Source organism: Streptomyces sp. NPDC001443 (assembly GCF_053597355.1).
The window spans coordinates 116915-134318 of the sequence record NZ_JBSFIA010000011.1; the positions used below are offsets into that span (position 1 = coordinate 116915).

11 protein-coding genes and 2 pseudogenes are annotated in these 17404 nt (G+C 70.7%); 7 read left to right on the plus strand and 6 right to left on the minus strand.

All coding sequences use genetic code 11. The features are described from left to right. The first annotated feature begins 360 nt into the window (after window positions 1-360). The 4 genes and pseudogenes from mfd (at window position 361) to ACWC24_RS14910 (ending at window position 6020) form a co-directional block, all read left to right on the plus strand. A complete protein-coding gene (gene mfd, locus ACWC24_RS14895; RefSeq protein WP_450663217.1) occupies window positions 361-3894 on the plus strand; it encodes a transcription-repair coupling factor in 3534 nt (1177 codons plus the stop codon). A 201-nt stretch (window positions 3895-4095) separates the two neighbouring features. Next, window positions 4096-4569: pseudogene (locus ACWC24_RS14900) on the plus strand (HNH endonuclease family protein); the annotation flags it as partial. 129 nt (window positions 4570-4698) lie between these two features. After that, a complete protein-coding gene (locus ACWC24_RS14905; RefSeq protein WP_450663282.1) occupies window positions 4699-5487 on the plus strand; it encodes an HNH endonuclease family protein in 789 nt (262 codons plus the stop codon). Between the two features lie 50 nt (window positions 5488-5537). After that, window positions 5538-6020 carry a diadenosine tetraphosphate hydrolase gene (locus tag ACWC24_RS14910; protein WP_450663218.1) on the plus strand — a complete coding sequence of 161 codons (483 nt, stop codon included), beginning with the start codon at window positions 5538-5540 and terminating at the stop codon, window positions 6018-6020. A 48-nt stretch (window positions 6021-6068) separates the two neighbouring features. Here ACWC24_RS14910 and ACWC24_RS14915 read toward each other — a convergent pair whose 3' ends face one another. The 4 genes from ACWC24_RS14915 to ACWC24_RS14930 all read right to left on the minus strand — a co-directional run bounded on the left by ACWC24_RS14915 (window position 6069) and on the right by ACWC24_RS14930 (window position 12026). Beyond that, window positions 6069-6599, minus strand: coding sequence for a hypothetical protein (locus tag ACWC24_RS14915; RefSeq protein ID WP_450663219.1), 531 nt, complete (start codon window positions 6597-6599; stop codon window positions 6069-6071). 2 nt (window positions 6600-6601) lie between these two features. Next, the gene (locus ACWC24_RS14920) at window positions 6602-8734 is read right to left on the minus strand and encodes a hypothetical protein (protein WP_450663220.1); all 2133 of its coding nucleotides are present in this window, start codon (window positions 8732-8734) and stop codon (window positions 6602-6604) included. Then, window positions 8731-10464, minus strand: coding sequence for a hypothetical protein (locus ACWC24_RS14925; RefSeq protein ID WP_450663221.1), 1734 nt, complete (start codon window positions 10462-10464; stop codon window positions 8731-8733). Before ACWC24_RS14925 ends, ACWC24_RS14920 begins: the two co-directional genes overlap by 4 nt. Window positions 10465-10538: 74 nt before the next feature. After that, entirely contained in the window at window positions 10539-12026 is a 1488-nt protein-coding gene (locus ACWC24_RS14930) for a tyrosine-type recombinase/integrase (RefSeq protein WP_450663222.1), read from the minus strand. An 83-nt stretch (window positions 12027-12109) separates the two neighbouring features. Between ACWC24_RS14930 and ACWC24_RS14935 the strand changes: the two are divergent. Beyond that, window positions 12110-12373, plus strand: a pseudogene (locus tag ACWC24_RS14935) (HNH endonuclease family protein); the annotation flags it as partial. Between the two features lie 121 nt (window positions 12374-12494). On the opposite strand, the gene ACWC24_RS14940 reads toward ACWC24_RS14935, so the two are convergent. Then, the gene (locus ACWC24_RS14940) at window positions 12495-13274 is read right to left on the minus strand and encodes a hypothetical protein (RefSeq protein ID WP_450663223.1); all 780 of its coding nucleotides are present in this window, start codon (window positions 13272-13274) and stop codon (window positions 12495-12497) included. A gap of 149 nt (window positions 13275-13423) precedes the next feature. Then, window positions 13424-14122 (minus strand): hypothetical protein, encoded by a 699-nt coding sequence (locus ACWC24_RS14945; RefSeq protein WP_450663224.1) that lies wholly within the window; start codon window positions 14120-14122, stop codon window positions 13424-13426. Between the two features lie 196 nt (window positions 14123-14318). Between ACWC24_RS14945 and ACWC24_RS14950 the strand changes: the two genes are divergently transcribed. Continuing rightward, a complete protein-coding gene (locus tag ACWC24_RS14950) occupies window positions 14319-16532 on the plus strand; it encodes an N-6 DNA methylase (protein ID WP_450663225.1) in 2214 nt (737 codons plus the stop codon). A gap of 172 nt (window positions 16533-16704) precedes the next feature. Further along, on the plus strand, window positions 16705-17376 hold the full coding sequence (locus ACWC24_RS14955) for a hypothetical protein (RefSeq protein WP_450663226.1): 672 nt from the start codon (window positions 16705-16707) through the stop codon (window positions 17374-17376). The last annotated feature ends 28 nt before the right edge of the window (window positions 17377-17404 follow it).

The window sequence follows — 17404 nt, forward strand, 5'->3', positions numbered from 1 at the left end:
ACGAGGCTCGGAGGCCGGGAGCCCGGAGCGGGGAGCCGGGAGGTACGAGGCCCTGAGGCCGGAGCCTGGAGGTCGGCAGGCCCGGAGCTCGAAGCCGGGAGCCGGGGGCTGAGGCCCGGAGGCCGGCAGGCCCGGAGGCCGGGATCGGGAAGTCGGGGTCGGGAAGTCGGGGTCGGGAGCCCCGGCGGGCCGGGGGCGCGGGGACGCGGTCCTCGTGATCCCCGGGCGTTGTCCACAGCCCCGGCGTCGGGCGGCGCGCCGTCGTACTCTGGACACCCCCGGCCCGTGACACGCGTCGGGCCCTTCGCGTTGCCCACCCGGCCCCCGGTGTACCGCGGGCCCCCGGACGGAAAGCCCTCCATGAGCCTGCACGGTCTGCTCGACGCCGTAGTCAAGGACACCGCCCTCGCGGAAGCGGCCAAGGCGGCCTCCGACGGCAACCGGATGCACGTCGACCTCGTCGGCCCGCCCGCCGCGCGCCCCCTCGCGATCGCCGCGCTCGCCCGCGAGACCGGCCGCACGGTACTGGCGGTGACGGCCACCGGTCGCGAGGCGGAGGACCTGGCGGCGGCCCTGCGCTCGCTGCTGCCGCCGGACGGGGTGGCGGAGTACCCGTCCTGGGAGACCCTGCCGCACGAACGGCTCAGCCCCCGCAGCGACACCGTCGGCCGGCGCCTCGCCGTACTGCGCCGGCTCGCCCACCCCCGCACCGACGACCCCGAGACCGGCCCGGTCTCCGTCGTCGTGGCCCCCGTGCGGTCCGTGCTCCAGCCGCAGGTCAAGGGCCTGGGCGACCTGGAGCCCGTGGCGCTGCGCACCGGCCGCAACGCCGACCTGAACGAGGTGGTGGAAGCCCTCGCCGCCGCCGCGTACTCCCGGGTCGAGCTGGTCGAGAAGCGCGGCGAGTTCGCCGTGCGCGGCGGCATCCTGGACGTCTTCCCGCCCACCGAGGAACACCCCCTGCGCGTGGAGTTCTGGGGCGACGACGTCGAGGAGATCCGCTACTTCAAGGTCGCCGACCAGCGCTCCCTCGAGGTCGCCGAACACGGCCTGTGGGCACCGCCCTGCCGGGAACTGCTGCTCACCGACGAGGTGCGCGCCCGCGCGCAGGCCCTCGCCGAGCAGCACCCGGAGCTGGGCGAGCTGCTCGGCCGGATCGCCGAGGGCATCGCCGTGGAGGGCATGGAGTCCCTCGCCCCGGTCCTGGTCGACGACATGGAGCTGCTGATCGACGTCCTGCCGAAGGGCGCGATGACGGTCGTCTGCGATCCGGAACGGGTCCGCACCCGTGCCTCGGACCTGGTGGCGACCTCCCAGGAGTTCCTCCAGGCGTCCTGGGCGGCCACCGCGGGCGGCGGCGAGGCGCCCATCGACGTCGGCGCGGCCTCCCTATGGTCCATCGCGGACGTCCGCGACCGGGCCCGCGAGCTGGACATGATGTGGTGGTCGGTGTCGCCGTTCGCCGCCGACCTGGAGCTGGAGGCCGACACCCTCCAGCTCGGCATGCGCGCCACCGAGACCTACCGCGGCGACACCGCGAAGGCGCTGGCCGACACCAAGGGCTGGCTCGCCGACGGCTGGCGCACGGTCTTCGTCACCGAGGCCCACGGCCCGGCCGCCCGTACGGTCGAGGTGCTCGGCGGCGAGGGCATCGCGGCCCGCCTGGACATCGACCTCGCGGACCTCGCCCCGTCCGTCGTGCACGTGGCCTGCGGTTCGATCGACTACGGCTTCGTCGACCCGGCGCTGAAACTGGCCGTCCTGACGGAGACCGACCTCTCCGGCCAGAAGGCGGCCGGCAAGGACGGCGCCCGGATGCCCGCGCGCCGCAGGAAGACCATCGACCCGCTGACCCTGGAGGCGGGCGACTACATCGTCCACGAGCAGCACGGCGTCGGCCGCTACATCGAGATGGTGCAGCGCACCGTGCAGGGCGCGACCCGCGAGTACCTGGTGGTGGAGTACGCCCCCGCCAAGCGTGGCCAGCCCGGCGACCGCCTCTACATCCCCACCGACCAGCTGGAGCAGATCACCAAGTACGTCGGCGGCGAGGCCCCCACGCTGCACCGGCTCGGCGGCGCCGACTGGACCAAGACCAAGGCGCGCGCGAAGAAGGCCGTCAAGGAGATCGCGGCCGACCTGATCAAGCTGTACAGCGCGCGGATGGCGGCCCCCGGGCACGCCTTCGGCACTGACACCCCCTGGCAGCGCGAGCTGGAGGACGCCTTCCCGTACGCGGAGACCCCCGACCAGCTCACCACCATCGCCGAGGTCAAGGACGACATGGAGAAGACGGTCCCGATGGACCGCCTGATCTGCGGCGACGTCGGCTACGGCAAGACGGAGATCGCGGTCCGCGCCGCCTTCAAGGCCGTACAGGACGGCAAGCAGGTGGCCGTGCTGGTGCCGACGACGCTGCTGGTGCAGCAGCACTTCGGCACGTTCAGCGAGCGGTACTCGCAGTTCCCGGTGAATGTGCGCGCCCTGTCCCGCTTCCAGACCGACACCGAGGCCAAGGGCGTCCTGGAGGGCCTGCGCGAGGGCGCGGTAGACGTGGTCATCGGCACCCACCGGCTGTTCTCCTCGGAGACGAAGTTCAAGGACCTCGGACTGGTCATCGTCGACGAGGAGCAGCGCTTCGGCGTCGAGCACAAGGAGCAGCTGAAGAAGCTGCGGGCCAACGTCGACGTGCTCACGATGTCCGCCACCCCGATCCCGCGCACCCTGGAGATGGCCGTCACCGGCATCCGCGAGATGTCGACGATCACCACCCCGCCGGAGGAGCGCCACCCGGTGCTCACCTTCGTCGGCCCGTACGAGGAGAAGCAGATCGGCGCCGCGATCCGCCGTGAACTGCTGCGCGAGGGCCAGGTCTTCTACATCCACAACCGGGTCGAGTCGATCGACCGGGCGGCGGCGCGGCTGCGCGACATCGTCCCCGAGGCGCGGATCGCCACCGCCCACGGCCAGATGTCGGAGCAGGCGCTGGAGCAGGTCGTCGTCGACTTCTGGGAGAAGAAGTTCGACGTGCTCGTCTCGACGACGATCGTCGAGTCCGGCATCGACATCTCCAACGCCAACACGCTGATCGTGGAGCGCGGCGACACCTTCGGCCTGTCTCAGCTGCACCAGCTGCGCGGCCGGGTGGGCCGCGGCCGCGAGCGCGGCTACGCCTACTTCCTCTACCCGCCGGAGAAGCCGCTGACGGAGACGGCCCACGAGCGCCTCGCCACCATCGCCCAGCACACCGAGATGGGCGCGGGCATGTACGTGGCGATGAAGGACCTGGAGATCCGCGGCGCGGGCAACCTGCTCGGCGGCGAGCAGTCCGGCCATATCGCGGGCGTCGGCTTCGACCTGTACGTGCGGATGGTGGGCGAGGCGGTCGCCGACTACCGGCGTCAGCTGGAGACGGGCGGGGTCGAGGAGGAGCCGCCGCTGGAGGTCAAGATCGAGCTGCCGGTCGACGCGCACGTCCCGCACGACTACGCGCCGGGCGAGCGGCTGCGCCTCCAGGCGTACCGCGCGATCGCCTCCGCCAACTCCGAGGCGGACATCAAGGCCGTCCGCGAGGAACTAGTCGACCGCTACGGCAAGTTGCCCGAACCGGTGGAGAACCTGCTGCTGGTGGCGGGGCTGCGGATGCTCGCGCGGGCCTGCGAGGTCGGCGAGATCGTGCTCCAGGGCACCAACATCCGTTTCGCGCCGGTGGAGTTGCGCGAGTCGCAGGAGCTGCGCCTGAAGCGGCTGTACCCCGGGACGGTCATCAAGCCGGCCGTCCACCAGATCCTGGTGCCCCGCCCGAAGACCGCGAAGGTCGGCGGCAAGCCGCTGGTCGGCCGCGAACTCCTCGGATGGGTGGGGGAGTTCCTGGCTACGGTCCTGGGATCGTAGCGGCCGTCCTCACGCAGGGTGCCCCCGACGGACCGTCCCCGTCGGGGGCGCCTCCGGTCGGCGGCACGCCTGACCTGCGCGGCAGGTGCCGCCGGGCACCGCGTGGTCCGTACCCGCGAACGACTACGGTGTGCGAGGACCGACGCGGGGAACCCTCTCCGTGCGGGGGCGGAACCGGGAAACGAAGGGGAGGGGCGCAGCGTGACGCGTCTGAGGGGAGGGACGGCGATCGCCGTCATGACGGTGTTCGCCGTCGCGGGATGCACACCGCAGAGCACCGGATCCGCTGGATCCGCGGAGACGGCCGGCCCGGGACGGACCGCGGGCGGAGGCGCCGCGCTCACCGCGGCCCGGTCGCTGACCGTCAAGGGCCGGGCGCCGAAGACCGGCTACGACCGCGACCGGTTCGGCACCGCCTGGGCCGACACCGACTCCAACAGCTGCGACACCCGCGACGACATCCTCAAGCGGGACCTGAAGGAGCTCAAGTTCACCGACGGCAAGTGCAAGGTGTCCTACGGCGTCCTCGAACCCGATCCCTACTCCGGCAAGAACGTGACCTACCGGCGCGGCCGCAGCCTGGTCGACATAGACCACGTCGTCGCGCTGTCGGACGCCTGGCAGAAGGGCGCCAAGTACTGGGACCCGAGCAAGCGCATCGCGCTGGCCAACGACCTTATGTTGGCGGCGTAGATGTCTCGCAGTGATGTGTCTCAGGGGCGGGGCATGCGGTCCGCCGAGCTGTGTCTCACCGACGGTGGGTTTCAATCCGGTGGTCTCACGGGCCGGTGGAAGGGTGGGGAAATGACAGGGCGCGCGATCCGGGTCGGTCGTCTGGCGGTTGCCGGCGGTGTGGTGCTGGTGCTCGGTACAGGGCTGGCGGGGTGCAAGCCGAGCGATCTGCCGGAGGCTGCGAACTCGGCGAGCGGAGGCGCGGCGACGTCAGCGTCGGCGGACAAGCACGGGACCAGTCCTCTCGCAGATCCTGACGGGACGAAGCCGGGGCTGGCCGCGATCTCCTCCCAGGAGGACAAGGAAGCGGCGCGCAAACTGATCTCCAAGCTTGCCACCAAGGGGCGCGGCCCGAAGACGGGCTACGAGCGTGAGAAGTTCGGCTACGCGTGGATGGACACGGCGGACGGCGTGCCCCTGGCGCACAACGGGTGTGACACCCGGAACGATTTGCTGAAACGCGATGGCCAGAAGGTCACCTTCCGGTCCGGTTCGGACTGTGTGGTCGTCTCGATGACCCTGTACGACCCGTACACCGGCAAGGACATCGTCTGGAAGAAGGCGAAGGCCACCGAGGTCCAGATAGACCACGTGGTGCCGTTGTCGTACGCCTGGCAGATGGGAGCTTCTGGCTGGAGCAAGGACAAGCGGGAGCAGCTGGCCAACGACGTGCTGAACCTGCTGCCGGTCTCGGGCTCCCTCAACGCTTCCAAGAGCGACTCAGGGCCCGCGTCCTGGCTGCCGCCGAACCAGGCGATCCGTTGCTCGTACGCGGTCCGGTTCGCGCAGGTCGCGGAGAAGTACAAGCTGTCGGTGACGACTCCGGACAAGAGCATGATGCTGCGGCAGTGCGGGGGCTGAACGGGGCCGAGACGCCGACTGAGGGTCGGCAATCGTGACGGGTTCGGACCATGGCTGGTGACTGGCGAATGGACCGGATCGGGAGTGCTCTGCGGGGTGAGAATCCCGCCGTGCTGAGGCGCTTGACCGCAGGATTCGCGGCGATCGGCGATGTGCAGTTCCTGCCGGGCTACTCAGTGCTTCTCGTGGATGATCCGGAGGTCGAGAGACTGTCGGAGCTGCCCAGAGCCAAGCGGTTGTCGTTCTTGTCCGACATGGATCAGCTCGGAGAGGCAGTCGAGCGTGCCTGCAGACGTCTGGACACGGAGTTCCGCCGGGTCAACCTGGAGATCTTGGGAAATGCCGACGGCTTTCTGCACGCGCACGTATGGCCACGATTCGATTGGGAGCCCGCCGACTTGGTCACGAAGCCGGTCTGGCTGTACGCCCGTGGCAGATGGACGGACGAGCAGTTCGCACTCGGTCCTCAGCACGAACCGCTGCGCGAGACGATCGGGGACGAGCTGGATCGGCTGCGTGCGGTGCAGCGATGAGTGGACGGAACGGGGGTGGGCGGCCGTCCACCGCAGTGCTCCGCGAGGTCATGGCTGTTCCGAGGCCGCCTCATTGGGTGTCCGGACTTCTTTCAGCTGCCTGACAACCCGCTCCCGGCCCACTGCGGCCTGCGCCTGTAGTCGGCGGGCGTCCGCTTCCAACTCGGCGTTCCGCAGGGCGAGCACCTGGATCTGGTTCGCGTACGCCGCGACGGTGGCGCGCAACTCCCGGACCTCGGCCCCCTTCTCCCGGCGGAGTTCCCGCTCGGACTGTTTCAGTCGGGCGATTTCCTGCCTGAGTTCGTCGGACTCCGGGCGCCTGGTCTCGGGAGAGCCAAGAATTCCTTTGATTACTGCCGCCACGGGAGAGCGGTAGTACGAGGCTCGGGAGACGCCGGCCTCGGCGGCGATGTTCACCGCCGAGGTACGGCCGTCAGTGATCTCGGGACGGCCGAGCATGAGCTGCTCGAAGGCGCGCATGATCCTTTGGTCGGTGTCGGTCAGCCCGGTGTTTTCCCGTGTCAGGCGGGCGAAGGCGGTACGGACGGCCTGAAGGCTCACGTCCATGGAGTCGGTCATCGTCAGGTGCCCTTGCTGTCGGTGGCGTCGATCTCGGCGATCAGGCGGGTGAGTGTGGCCAGGTGTTCGGTGATGGCGAGTTGCTGGAGTCGCGGAAGGCCGGCGGCCTCGCCGAGTTCGGATTGGGCCATGTCGTGTGCGCGCTCCAGGCGGGGCACGTGGACGGCGGAACGGCGCGAGTTGGGGCAGCGCAAGCACATGTCGAGCATGGGAACAGGACGGCCCAGAGGCTTGGCGCGCTTGCGGCACACGGCCGTCTCCGCCTGGTAGAAGCAGTCGTTGAGTACGCCTGGGTGCAGGGTTTTCGTCAGGTGGTGCAGCAGCGTCCGGAGCCGGGAGGGACTGGCCACAGCCCCGGGCAGGTCGCCGAGTTCGCTGCGGATGCGGTCGAACTCGGCCTCGATGCGCTGGGCGGCGCCGCCGGCGGAGCGCCCGCCGTCGTTCCAGTCGTGGTAGAGGTCCTCGACGTAGTCGAGCTTGGCGACTGCTTCCTCGGCGGCGACCTCGTCGGCGAAGCCGGAGGCCGAGGTGCCCGCATATCCCTCGAACATGGTGATCGCGGCATGCTTGTACTGGCGGGCGCCCGTTACCACCCCGAAGGGCTGATGGGCGATGTGCCAGGCGAGGGTACGTCGGAACTGCCTGGTGTCGAAGGCCCAGGGAAGCGTCGTGGGCGCCGAGGCATCTTCCTCGGCTTTCTCGTCCAGAGAAGGCCCGTTCGAGGACGTCGTCGTCAGCGGGATGTAGAGCTCGTCCGCCGTACTGAAGAGCGCGTTGAGGTGGTCGTGGAAGGCGCGGATACGCCGGGGCATATTGCTGAGGAGCACGTATCCGTTGCGGCCGCTGCCGTCGTAGCCGAAGAGGTGGCCGGGGTCGTCGTTGATATCCCTGAGAACGGCGACCGCCCGGTGTACGACGTGGAGGACCACCCACTCGGCCTCGTCCCCGCCGAGCTCGCGGTCCTTGCCCTTGTAGACCCGGCCACGCAGTTTGTACCGGGGACGTCCGTCGGCCCCGGTCTCGGTGGCGGCACAGTCGCGGCCCAGTTCACGCACCTCCACGTCCCGCATCCCCGACAGATAGGCGATGACGATCCAGCATGCTGTTCGCAGGAATGACAGCTCGTTGGCCAAAGCGTGGGGACTGAGCCGCGTGCGCCACGGCCTGCCGGAGGCCGACCACTCGGACATCGGGGTGTCCAGACCGCCTTCCTCATAGCCGATGTCCGCGCCGGCTTCGGCCATCAGCGGCCGTAGATGTGCGGCGTTGCCGCAGCCGGTCAGGAGGGAGATGAGGCTGTGGTTAGGGCTTTGCGGTACGCCGTCGAGGATGACGGCGTCGGGCACGGTGTGCATGGTCTCGCGGGGGAGTGCGGGGATACCTCGGCTGGCCGTGCGGCGTTCGGCGATGAAGGCCGTGACTCGTTCGCGCGCCTTCCCGGCACCGAGGCTCTGGCCCTTGCGTGCGGCTTCGAGTACGGCGACCTCCCGCTGGGCGGCGAGGATGTCGCCGCTGGCCGTCTCCACGTAGAAGACCGCAGCCCGCAGCAACGGCGCGAGGGTCTCCTCGGGGATGCGCGGCGTGGCGTTCTCGTCCTTGGTCCGCCGCATCCCGGCGATGCTGTAGGCACTGCGGCCGTTCCAGGGGAGGATGTCCAGCCTGTCCTGGGACAGGAACGGCCCATGCGCCGCGAGGTGCTTGAGAAGCGTGATGTTGCGGACAGCCTTGCCTGGCACGGGCTTCCACCGCGACAGAGCAAGGTTGAGGTGCCCGCGGCCGACTGAGGACAGCCGCGGGGCACCTGCGTCCCGCAGGTCCTTCATCACGGTGATGAAGACGCGCAGCTCTGCCGCTGCCGCCGTGGCCTTCATCGAGCCGAGACCGAGGGAGCCCCGGTGGAGGCGGGAGGCGACGTACTCCTTCGCGGTGCGCCGTGTCACGGGATCGCCGATCTGCGTGAAGTCGAGCCGCCATGTCCGCCAAGTGCGGGGCAGCACGCACCGCAGATCCCAGATGTCCTCGGACAGGAGCGGACCCCGGCTCGGCATGCCTCGCGTGAGCCGCTCAGGGAGCACGTACTCCGATGCCGTGGACGTCTTGTGATTCCCGGTCAGCGGTGTGGGGAGGGCAGTCATGAGATGACCTCCAGGAAGGATCGGGGCAGCAGCAGGCGATCGCCGTCGGCTTCGGCGATGGCTTGCGCGGTGGTGATCTGGCGGGTGCTGAAGCGGGCGCGGACACCGTGGACGAGGCGGTCCCACGCGAGACCGAACCGCGCGGTCCACTCGGCGGCGGAATACTCGTCGCGCTGTCGCTCCATGAAGTCCAGAAAGGACAGCAGGCTCGGCAGGTGGCGGCCGGTGAAGACCGCGTTCGGGCATTCCAGGCACCCCCAGGCCGGGACGGGGCAGGCCGTGCCGGGCTTGCGTGCGAACGGCGAGGCGAAGAAGTCGCGGCAGGAGGCGAGCCATACGTCCTGCTCACCGGAGAGAGCTGACCCGATCTCCCGCGCGGTCAACGAGGCTTGGCCGTCGTCGAGTCGGGCGCCGTCGTCCGACAGCACCATCGGTGGGGCCAATGCCGCGTGCAGTGCCTGCTCAAGGCCCGCCTCCACCGCCTGTTCGTGGGTTTCTTCATGGGCGCCGATGTCTGCGTAGTGCTTCGCGGCGACCGGCCGGGTGTGACCGGAGGCGAAGTCCTCAAGGACCCCGCCGGCTCGCAGGTACTGACGGGACTTGACGGTCTTGCGCACCCGCCGCAGGTCGAGTGCGACAGGCCCGCCGTCGCGATCGGTGAGGCGGTCGAGACCACGCTCGGACATCCACTGCCGGGTCACGGCCGACCAGCCGTGAGGACCGTCGTCGAAGGGCGCACGGGCTCGTCCATGACCACCGACGTCGCACCACAGCGCATCACTGCCGATCAGTTCACGGGTGCGCTTCGTCAGACGCAGGGCCAGCCGGATCACGCCGCCGGGGAAGCGCGGCGAGCCTCCGTCGGTGACCCTGACCGTCTTGTGCGAGGCACCCGGGGCGCGCTTCTTGACGTAGGCGACGCCGACGTAGCCGCGTGCCGGGCTCGCCAGGCAGTCGGAGCGCAGCTGCCGGATGCACTCGGGCTCCATGCCCGTCTGGCAGGCGAGCAGGAGAAGGAAGGGCACCAGGTCCCGCGCGGTGAGGTGCAGACGGCCGTTGACCTCCTCCCTTCCACCCCAGGGACGCAGGAGCTTGTACGAGGCGTCATCTGCCGTCAGCGGGCCGTGGTGCGCGACGTACCAGAGGACGTTCGCCAGCGTGTCCCAGCCGTGTTGGTGCGGGTCTCGGCCTGTGGCCGCCAGCTTCTCGCCCTGCAGGATCCGGTCGCGGATGCGGGCGACGTCGTCCCGGGCGGCGGTCTCCAGCGCGTCGAGCACCGGGAACGGATAGGCGTCGAGCGGCTTCGACGCCCGGTGCGCCGACATCGACGTGAATCCAAGGCGGGCGTGAAAGGCGGCTCCGAAGGAGTCGGGGTGTGCCTCGTGCACCAGCTTCAGCAGCCGCACGAGGTACGTCATGGTGAGGTACGGCTCCCTGCTGGTCTCTCCGTACCGAGCGATCAGACGCGCCTCGAAGGCGTCCAGGAGATCGGGCTCCAGGTCGCTCAGACGCAGGTCGGCAGCGGAGCCCGGGAGAACGGTGGCCGTGAACTCGACGAACTCCCGAATGCGTTTGACGACGTAGCGGACGCCGCTGCGGTCACGCAGGGTGCCGGGGCTGCTGATGACGTCGACGAGAGCGTTGGCCAGGGCTCGGACGAGGCGCGGACAGGGAAGTCCCGACATGTCGATGTTCTCGGGACTTCCGTGCAGATCCACGGTGAAGATCACGGGGCCGATCGTCGGCACAGGCTCGGCTGCGGCAGGAGGCTTGACAGCGGCAGGGAAGCGGACGCGGCGCGGGCTCACCGATCCTCCTCCGTGTCCAAGTGGATCCGTTCGAAGGCGGCGGCCTGCTCGTCCCAGTCGCCGAGCGCGGCGAGCACGATCTCCTGGGCCTCGTCCAGGACATCGAGGTACGTGTAGACGGTCGCCTCGTGGCGATGGCCGAGAAGGAGCTGGAGCTTGCGCAGAGGGTTGCCGATGAGCAGGCGCTTCACTTCCGCGTGGGTGAACCGGCGGTCCTCGCGCATGCCTAGCGCCCGGACGGTCTGCCGCAGCAACAGGCCAAGCATGTGCACCGCGAACGTGTGCCGCAGGGTGTGCGGGTGGACGTCGAAGTCGAGCCCGAAGGCGGCACACCGCTCGTTCGCCCGATGGAAGACCGACTGCCAGGTACTGCGCCGCAACGGCAGTCCGTTTTCACCGAGCCACAGACAGAGCGGGCCGACCATGGCCCCTCGGCCGTCGACCTGGACGAGCCGTGTCCGGTCTGCCGCGCCAATGCGTGAGTACGACCAGCTGGTTCCGTTCTCGATCACCAGCGCGTGCCGGTTCGCCCGTCGTACCGGCAGCCCGTTTGCAGGGGCTTCGTACGCGCCTTGGGCGCGACGCCGCTGCACCAGTTCGTCGCGCTCCATGCCGACGTAGTGGTGCAGGTCGCGGGCCACCCGCGGACGGACGTACACCGTGCGCGCCTTGCCCCGCTTGGCCACGGCTGCCGAGACGGTGATGTCGCCGGTCAAGCGTCTTCCGGTCACCGGCGGCAGTTCCGTCATCAGCAGGCTTGCGGCTTCGCCCAGCCGCATACCGGTGCAGACCAGGAGGTCGGCGAAGAGAGCGTTGCGTTCGCCGTTGCGTCCACGCCAACGTGCGTCAGGGGAGCCGTCCGGCAGCAGTCCGCGTAGACCGACGTCCCGCCACAGCATGAAGTCCTCGTGCGAGAGAAACCGGATCGGCTGCCGGGGTACCTCGGGCTCGGCGTCGGCGTTGACCCTGACGCGCTTCGGCCCCTGAGGTGACACCACGGTCTTGTCGACGTAGCGGAACGGCTCGGTGGGCAGCAGTTCCTCGTACAGCGACCACTGCACCCACTTGTCGAGTGCGGCGATGGAGCGGTTCCAGGTCGCCACCGAGATGCTGCTCGGTCCGTCCCCGCGCAGGCGTACGGCTTTGTAGGCGCGGAGGTCGGCACCGTCCGTGTCCCAGATGGACTTGCCGCCCCGGGACTCTCGGAGGAAGCGGCAGTAGAGCATGACGTCGGTGCTGTAGGCGATGCGGCTGTTCTCCGACCGCACACCCCAGTTCTCCAGGTCGCGCAGGAAGCGGTTCAAGTGGTGGTCGTAGCCGCCGTCCGGCCCGAGGACGAAGGGTCTGCCTTCGTCGGCGCCGGCCCGCTGGAGGACCGAGTCCCCGTCGAAGGGAAGTGAATCGACGGGTGACGTCCCGAGCGCGGTCCGGTGCAGCAGTACCGGCGTTTCGGAATTGGCATCCGCTTCTTCTGACTCCGTCACGTGCAAGTCGCCCTCCCCGTGTGAGACAAGCCGTACGCGCACATAACGGAGAGATCGATGAGACAGTTACGGGTGCCGACATAAACGACCCGCTCAACCTCATAGCCGTCGACGCGAGCACCAACCGCGGCAAGGGCGACGGCGACACGGCGACCTGGCTGCCGCCCAACGCGAGCTACCGGTGCGCCTATGTCGCCGGACAGGTCGCCGTGAAGAAGAAGTACGAGCTATGGGTGACCGCCGCCGAGAAGGACGCGATGGTGAAGGTCCTCTCCGGCTGCCCGAGCCAGAAGCTCCCCACCGGCGGCAACCCGACCGAGGCGCCGGCGCGTTTCCGCGCCCGCTGATCCCCGGCCGGGTCCGCCCCCGTCCCCCTCTTCCCCCGTCCCCCTCTTCCCCCGTCCCCCTCTTCCCCCGTCCCCCGCACGCTTCGGCCCCCCGCCGGGGCGTGCGGGCGTCCGCGGTCCGTCAGCCGAGCGCGTCCAGGTCCAGGATGTTGCCCGCGGGCTTCTGCGCCGGGACCGGCTTGTCGTAGTCGCCGAAGGTGAGCGTGCCGGGCTCCTTGCCGGTCGTGCTGTCGATCCGCAGCAGGTACGGCTTGCCCTCGGTGGCGACGTACAGCGTGTACCGGTCCTTGCCGTCCTTCTCGTGCAGCACGATCGCGGGCGTGCCGTCGACCGTGGTCGTCTGCCCGCGGGCGGCGTCCGAGTTCCCGTCCTCCGCGCCGCCGAGCACCTGGTCCAGGTCGCAGAAGCCCGCGATGTCCTTGGCGTCCTGGCCCTTCGCGGCCATCTTGGTCCACTTGCCGGCGAGCATCGCCACGGCCGCGTCGGTGTCCGACTTCGACTCGCCCTCGCTCTGGGCGCGCAGGAACGCCTCGTCGTACTTCATGTAGACGATGTCGCCGGTCTTGATCAGGTCGGCCTTGCCCTGGCCGCCCATGCCCAGGGTGCCGGCGCACTCTCCCTGCCGGTTCAGGGCCATGTCGATCCGGATCGTGCCGTCGCTCTCGTCGTCGGCGATGTCGCCCTTCATCCGGAGCGAGGAGGCGCCGGTGGTGGCCTTCATGGCCCGGTCGGCGATCTCCCCGCCGGTCAGACCGGCGAACGGCTCCTTCGGCTTGGCGGAGGCGGAGGTGTGGGACGTGCCCGTCTTGTCGTCCGCCTTGTCCTCGCCGGACAGACAGCCGGTGAGGCCCGCGGCGGCCGCGGTGGCGAGACAGAGGGCGGCAAGTGCGGTACGACGCATGACGATTCCTCGATGAAGAAGATGAAGAAGATGGTGATGGGGGTGGTGGTGATGGCGGGGGTGAGGTGGGGGGAGGGGAGGTGGCGCGGTGGGGGACGGCGGGGCGGGCGCCGGACGGTGGTGCCGCGCCCCGGACGTGACCGGCCCGGTCAGCCGGTCTTCTTCCAGTCCCCGCAGCCGGACGTCTTGAAGTAGGCGTCCTTGGCGCCGATCGTGACGACGGCCGAGCCGGTGACGTTGTTGTTCGCGATGATCGAGTCGAGGCCGTGGTCGGCGTCCTTGGTGCGCTCCCAGTAGCAGGAGGCGTCGGCGTTGCCGGTGGAGCGGTAGGTGCCGGGCGCGATGTCCGGGCCGACCGCGAACATGCCGCCGTCGCCGTCCATGCCGGTGGCGGAGGATCTCTTGGCCCCGCCGTCGGCGACGGCCTCCCAGTCCTCGCAGCCGGTGGACTTGAAGAGCTTGTCGGTGGCCTTGACGGTGACGTAACTGGTGCCGGTGACGTTGTCGTTGGCCAGGATCGAGTCCATCTCGCCCGACGCGTTCTTGGCGCGCTCCCAGTAACACATGCCGTCGTCGTTGCCGGTGGTGCGGTAGGTGCCGGGCTTGATGTCCGAGCCGACCCGGAACTCGCCGTCCCCCTCGAACGCGGCCTTCTTCTTCCCGGACGCCTCGGCCTTGCCGCCGCTGTCCTTCTCGGCACCGGCCTGCGGAGCCGCGGACGTCGAAGAGCCCTTGTCGGCGGTGTTGCCCGCGCCGTCGGCGCCGTTGCCGTCGGCGTTCGCCGAGACGGCACCGATGACGACGATCCCCACCACGGCGCCCAGCGCGACCTTGCCCTTCATGCCCATGGCTGTCCCCTCCCCCTGACGTGGCGACCGCCTCGATGGGGCCGCTCGTTCGCTGGGTCAATAAGACCAGAGCTTGTGAACCGAGTCAACACGGTTAACAAAAGCTCTTATGTACACGCCGTGAATGGGTAGATCTTGCCTACGTCGGTATGCTCGACGCCACGCAGGAGCGAGCGGGACGAGGGGAGCGACGCGGGTGCAGGACAACGCGACTGAGGTGACCGCCGCCGGGATCGCACGGCTCGCCGGCGTCGGCCGCGCGGCCGTGAGCAACTGGCGCCGTCGGCACGCCGACTTCCCCAAGCCCGTCGGCGGCACGGAGACCAGCCCGTCGTTCGCGCTGGCGGACGTCGAGGCCTGGCTGCGTCACCAGGGAAAACTCGCCGAAGTGCCGCTGCGGGAACGGGTCTGGCAGCAGCTGGCCGGACACCCCGAGGGCCCCGTCGCCGCGCTCGCCCACGCCGGCTGCGTGCTGCTGCTCATCCACGACCGGCCGACGGTCTGGCTGGAGGTGGGCGCGGGCTCCGACGAGCGCCTCGCCGCGCTGCTGCCGACCGCGCTGGAGCAGGTGATCACCCCGCGTTTCGGTCCTCCCGCCGGGAGCGGGCGCGGCGGGCGTGGTGTTCACGCTCGCGCGGACGTGGCGAATTCGGCGACTGTGAACCGACCGGCCGCTGTGAACACTCCGGAACCGGTATCGGGGGACTGGTCCGCCCCGCACACCCCCGTCACCCCTCCGGTCCACACCCCCATCACCTCCGCAACCCCCACAGCCCCCACCACCCCCGCGGTCCACATCCCGACCAGCCCTCAGCTCCTCCCCTCCGTCCCGCTCCTGCGCGGTGTGGCCGAGCTCGCCGCCGACCTGGGCGCCCGCCAGACCTTCGAGTTCCTGTTCGGGCGGCACCTGGACGCCAACCCGCGCCAGTACACGCTCACCCCCACCGAGCTGGCCCGCCTCATGGCCGACCTCGCGGGCCCCGCCCGCGTCGTCCTGGACCCGGCCTGCGGCACCGGCGCCCTGCTGCGCGCCCTCGACCCCCGCCCCGGCCAGGAGCTCTACGGCCAGGACGGCGCACCCGAACTCGCCGCGCTCACCGCGCTCCGGCTCGCCCTGCACGGCCGGGCCACCGTGCGCGCGGCCGTCGGCGACACCCTGCGCGCCGACGCCTGGCCGCACCTGCGCGCCGACACGGTCCTGTGCCACCCCCCGTTCAACGAACGCAACTGGGGCCACGACGAACTCGCCTACGACGCCCGCTGGGAGTACGGCTTCCCGGCCCGCGCCGAGTCCGAGCTGGCGTGGGTGCAGCACGCGCTCGCCCGGCTGCGGGACGGCGGCACCGCCGTACTGCTCATGCCGCCCGCCGCCGCCTCCCGCCGCTCGGGCCGCCGCATCCGCGCCGACCTGCTGCGCCGGGGCGCGCTGCGGGCCGTCGTCGCCCTGCCGGTCGGCGCGGCCCCTCCGTACAACATCGCGCTGCACCTGTGGGTGCTGCGCCGGCCCGAGAAGGCGCCCGGTCAGCCCGAGGTGCTGCTCGCCGACGCAGGGCAGTTCGCCGGCGAGGGGCGCGGCGGCCCCGACTGGCAGGCCGTCAAGGACGCCGTGCTCGACGCCTGGCGGGCCCACGACCGGGACGGCACCCTCCCGGAACGGCCCGGTCTTGCGCGTTCCGTGCCCGTCATCGAACTCCTCGACGACGACGTCGACCTCGCCCCCGCCCGCCACCTCCCGCCCCCGACGGCGGCCGACGGCGGTGAGCAGCTCACGGCCGTGCGCGAGCGGCTCGGCGAGACCCTGCGACTGACCACCGGTCTCACCCCGCCGCCCGCCGTGACCGCACCGCCCGCCCGCTGGCCGCTCACCACCGTCGGCGAACTCGCCCGCGGGGGCGCCCTGGTGCTGCGCACGGGCGGCACCGGCGGCCCCGCACGCCTGCCCGTCCTCACCGACCACGACGTGCTCGCCGGGACCGGCCCCTCGGGGACGCTGCCCGAGAGCGAGGAGGAAGCCGTCCTGACGGAGGCCGGCGACGTGGTCGTGCCCGTGCTCGGCGGCGGCTCGGTGGCCCGGGTGATCGACGCCGGGACGGCGGGCGCGGCGCTGGGGCGCAACCTCGTGCTGCTGCGCCCCGATCCCACGGCGCTCGATCCGTGGTTCCTCGCCGGGTTCCTGCGCGGCACCGCCAACAACCGCCAGGCCAGCAGCTACGCGTCCACCGCCACCCGGCTCGACGTGCGCCGGCTGCACCTGCCCCGGCTCCCGCTGGACGAACAGCGGCGCTACGGCGCGAGGTTCCGCGCGCTCGACGAGTTCGAGCGGGCGCTGAGGTACGCGGGCCGGCTGGGGGACGAACTCGTACGCGGCATGTACGACGGGCTGACGGACGGCACGGTGGCCCCGGGCTGAGCTCCCGGGGGGCGCCCGTGACGTCGTGCGTGCCACTTGTGGCGTCGTACGGGCCACCTGCGACGTCGTGCGAAGTGATCAGCATGACAACGGTTCGGCACATCCCGGGACCTGTTGTCCCCGCGGGCCTATACGCTCGAACTCCGATATCGAACCAGGCCCGGGAGCAGTCATGTACGGCCACGGCGCGGCGCCGCCGCCCACCCGCAGCACGGGTACCGTCATCGTCCTGCGCGTGCTGTTCGCGGCCGCCGGGATCCTGTCCTGCGGTCTGCTCGCCTGCGTCCCGCTGTTCCGGGTGGCGATCCTGCGCGGGCGGTGGTTCGACTGGACGGCGGCCTGGGTGTCCCTGCCGCTGTCCATCGCGGCCCTGGCGGTCGTCGGCAGTGTGCCGGAGACCGACACCAGGAGCGATGTCGCGCTGGCCGCGGTGCTGATCCTCGGCGCCGGCAGCGCCGCCTACTACCTGGTGACCGACATCCGGACGAGCCAGGCCACGCGCCGCTTCGGCGGCTACGCGCCGCCGCACGCGCAGACCGTCCAGGTGCCGTACGGCTACCCGCATCCGGCGCCGACCGTCTCGCCGTACACGAGCACCCCCGTCCCGCCCGGGCCCCCCGTGGCCCAGGCGTACATACCGCAGCCGCCCGTGCCGCAGCCGCCCGTGCCGCAGCCGTCCATGCCCCAGACGCCCGTGCCGCAGCCGCCCCTGTCGCAGACCCCGCCGCCGCAGCGGCCCGCACCCGCCCGTATCGACCAGGTGCGCGCGGAGCTCGACGAACTCAGCGACTATCTGCGCAAGCACGAGGATCCCCGGGACGGCCGGCCCGAGGGCGGCCGGTGACCGCGACGACGGGCCGCCTCGTCGCCGA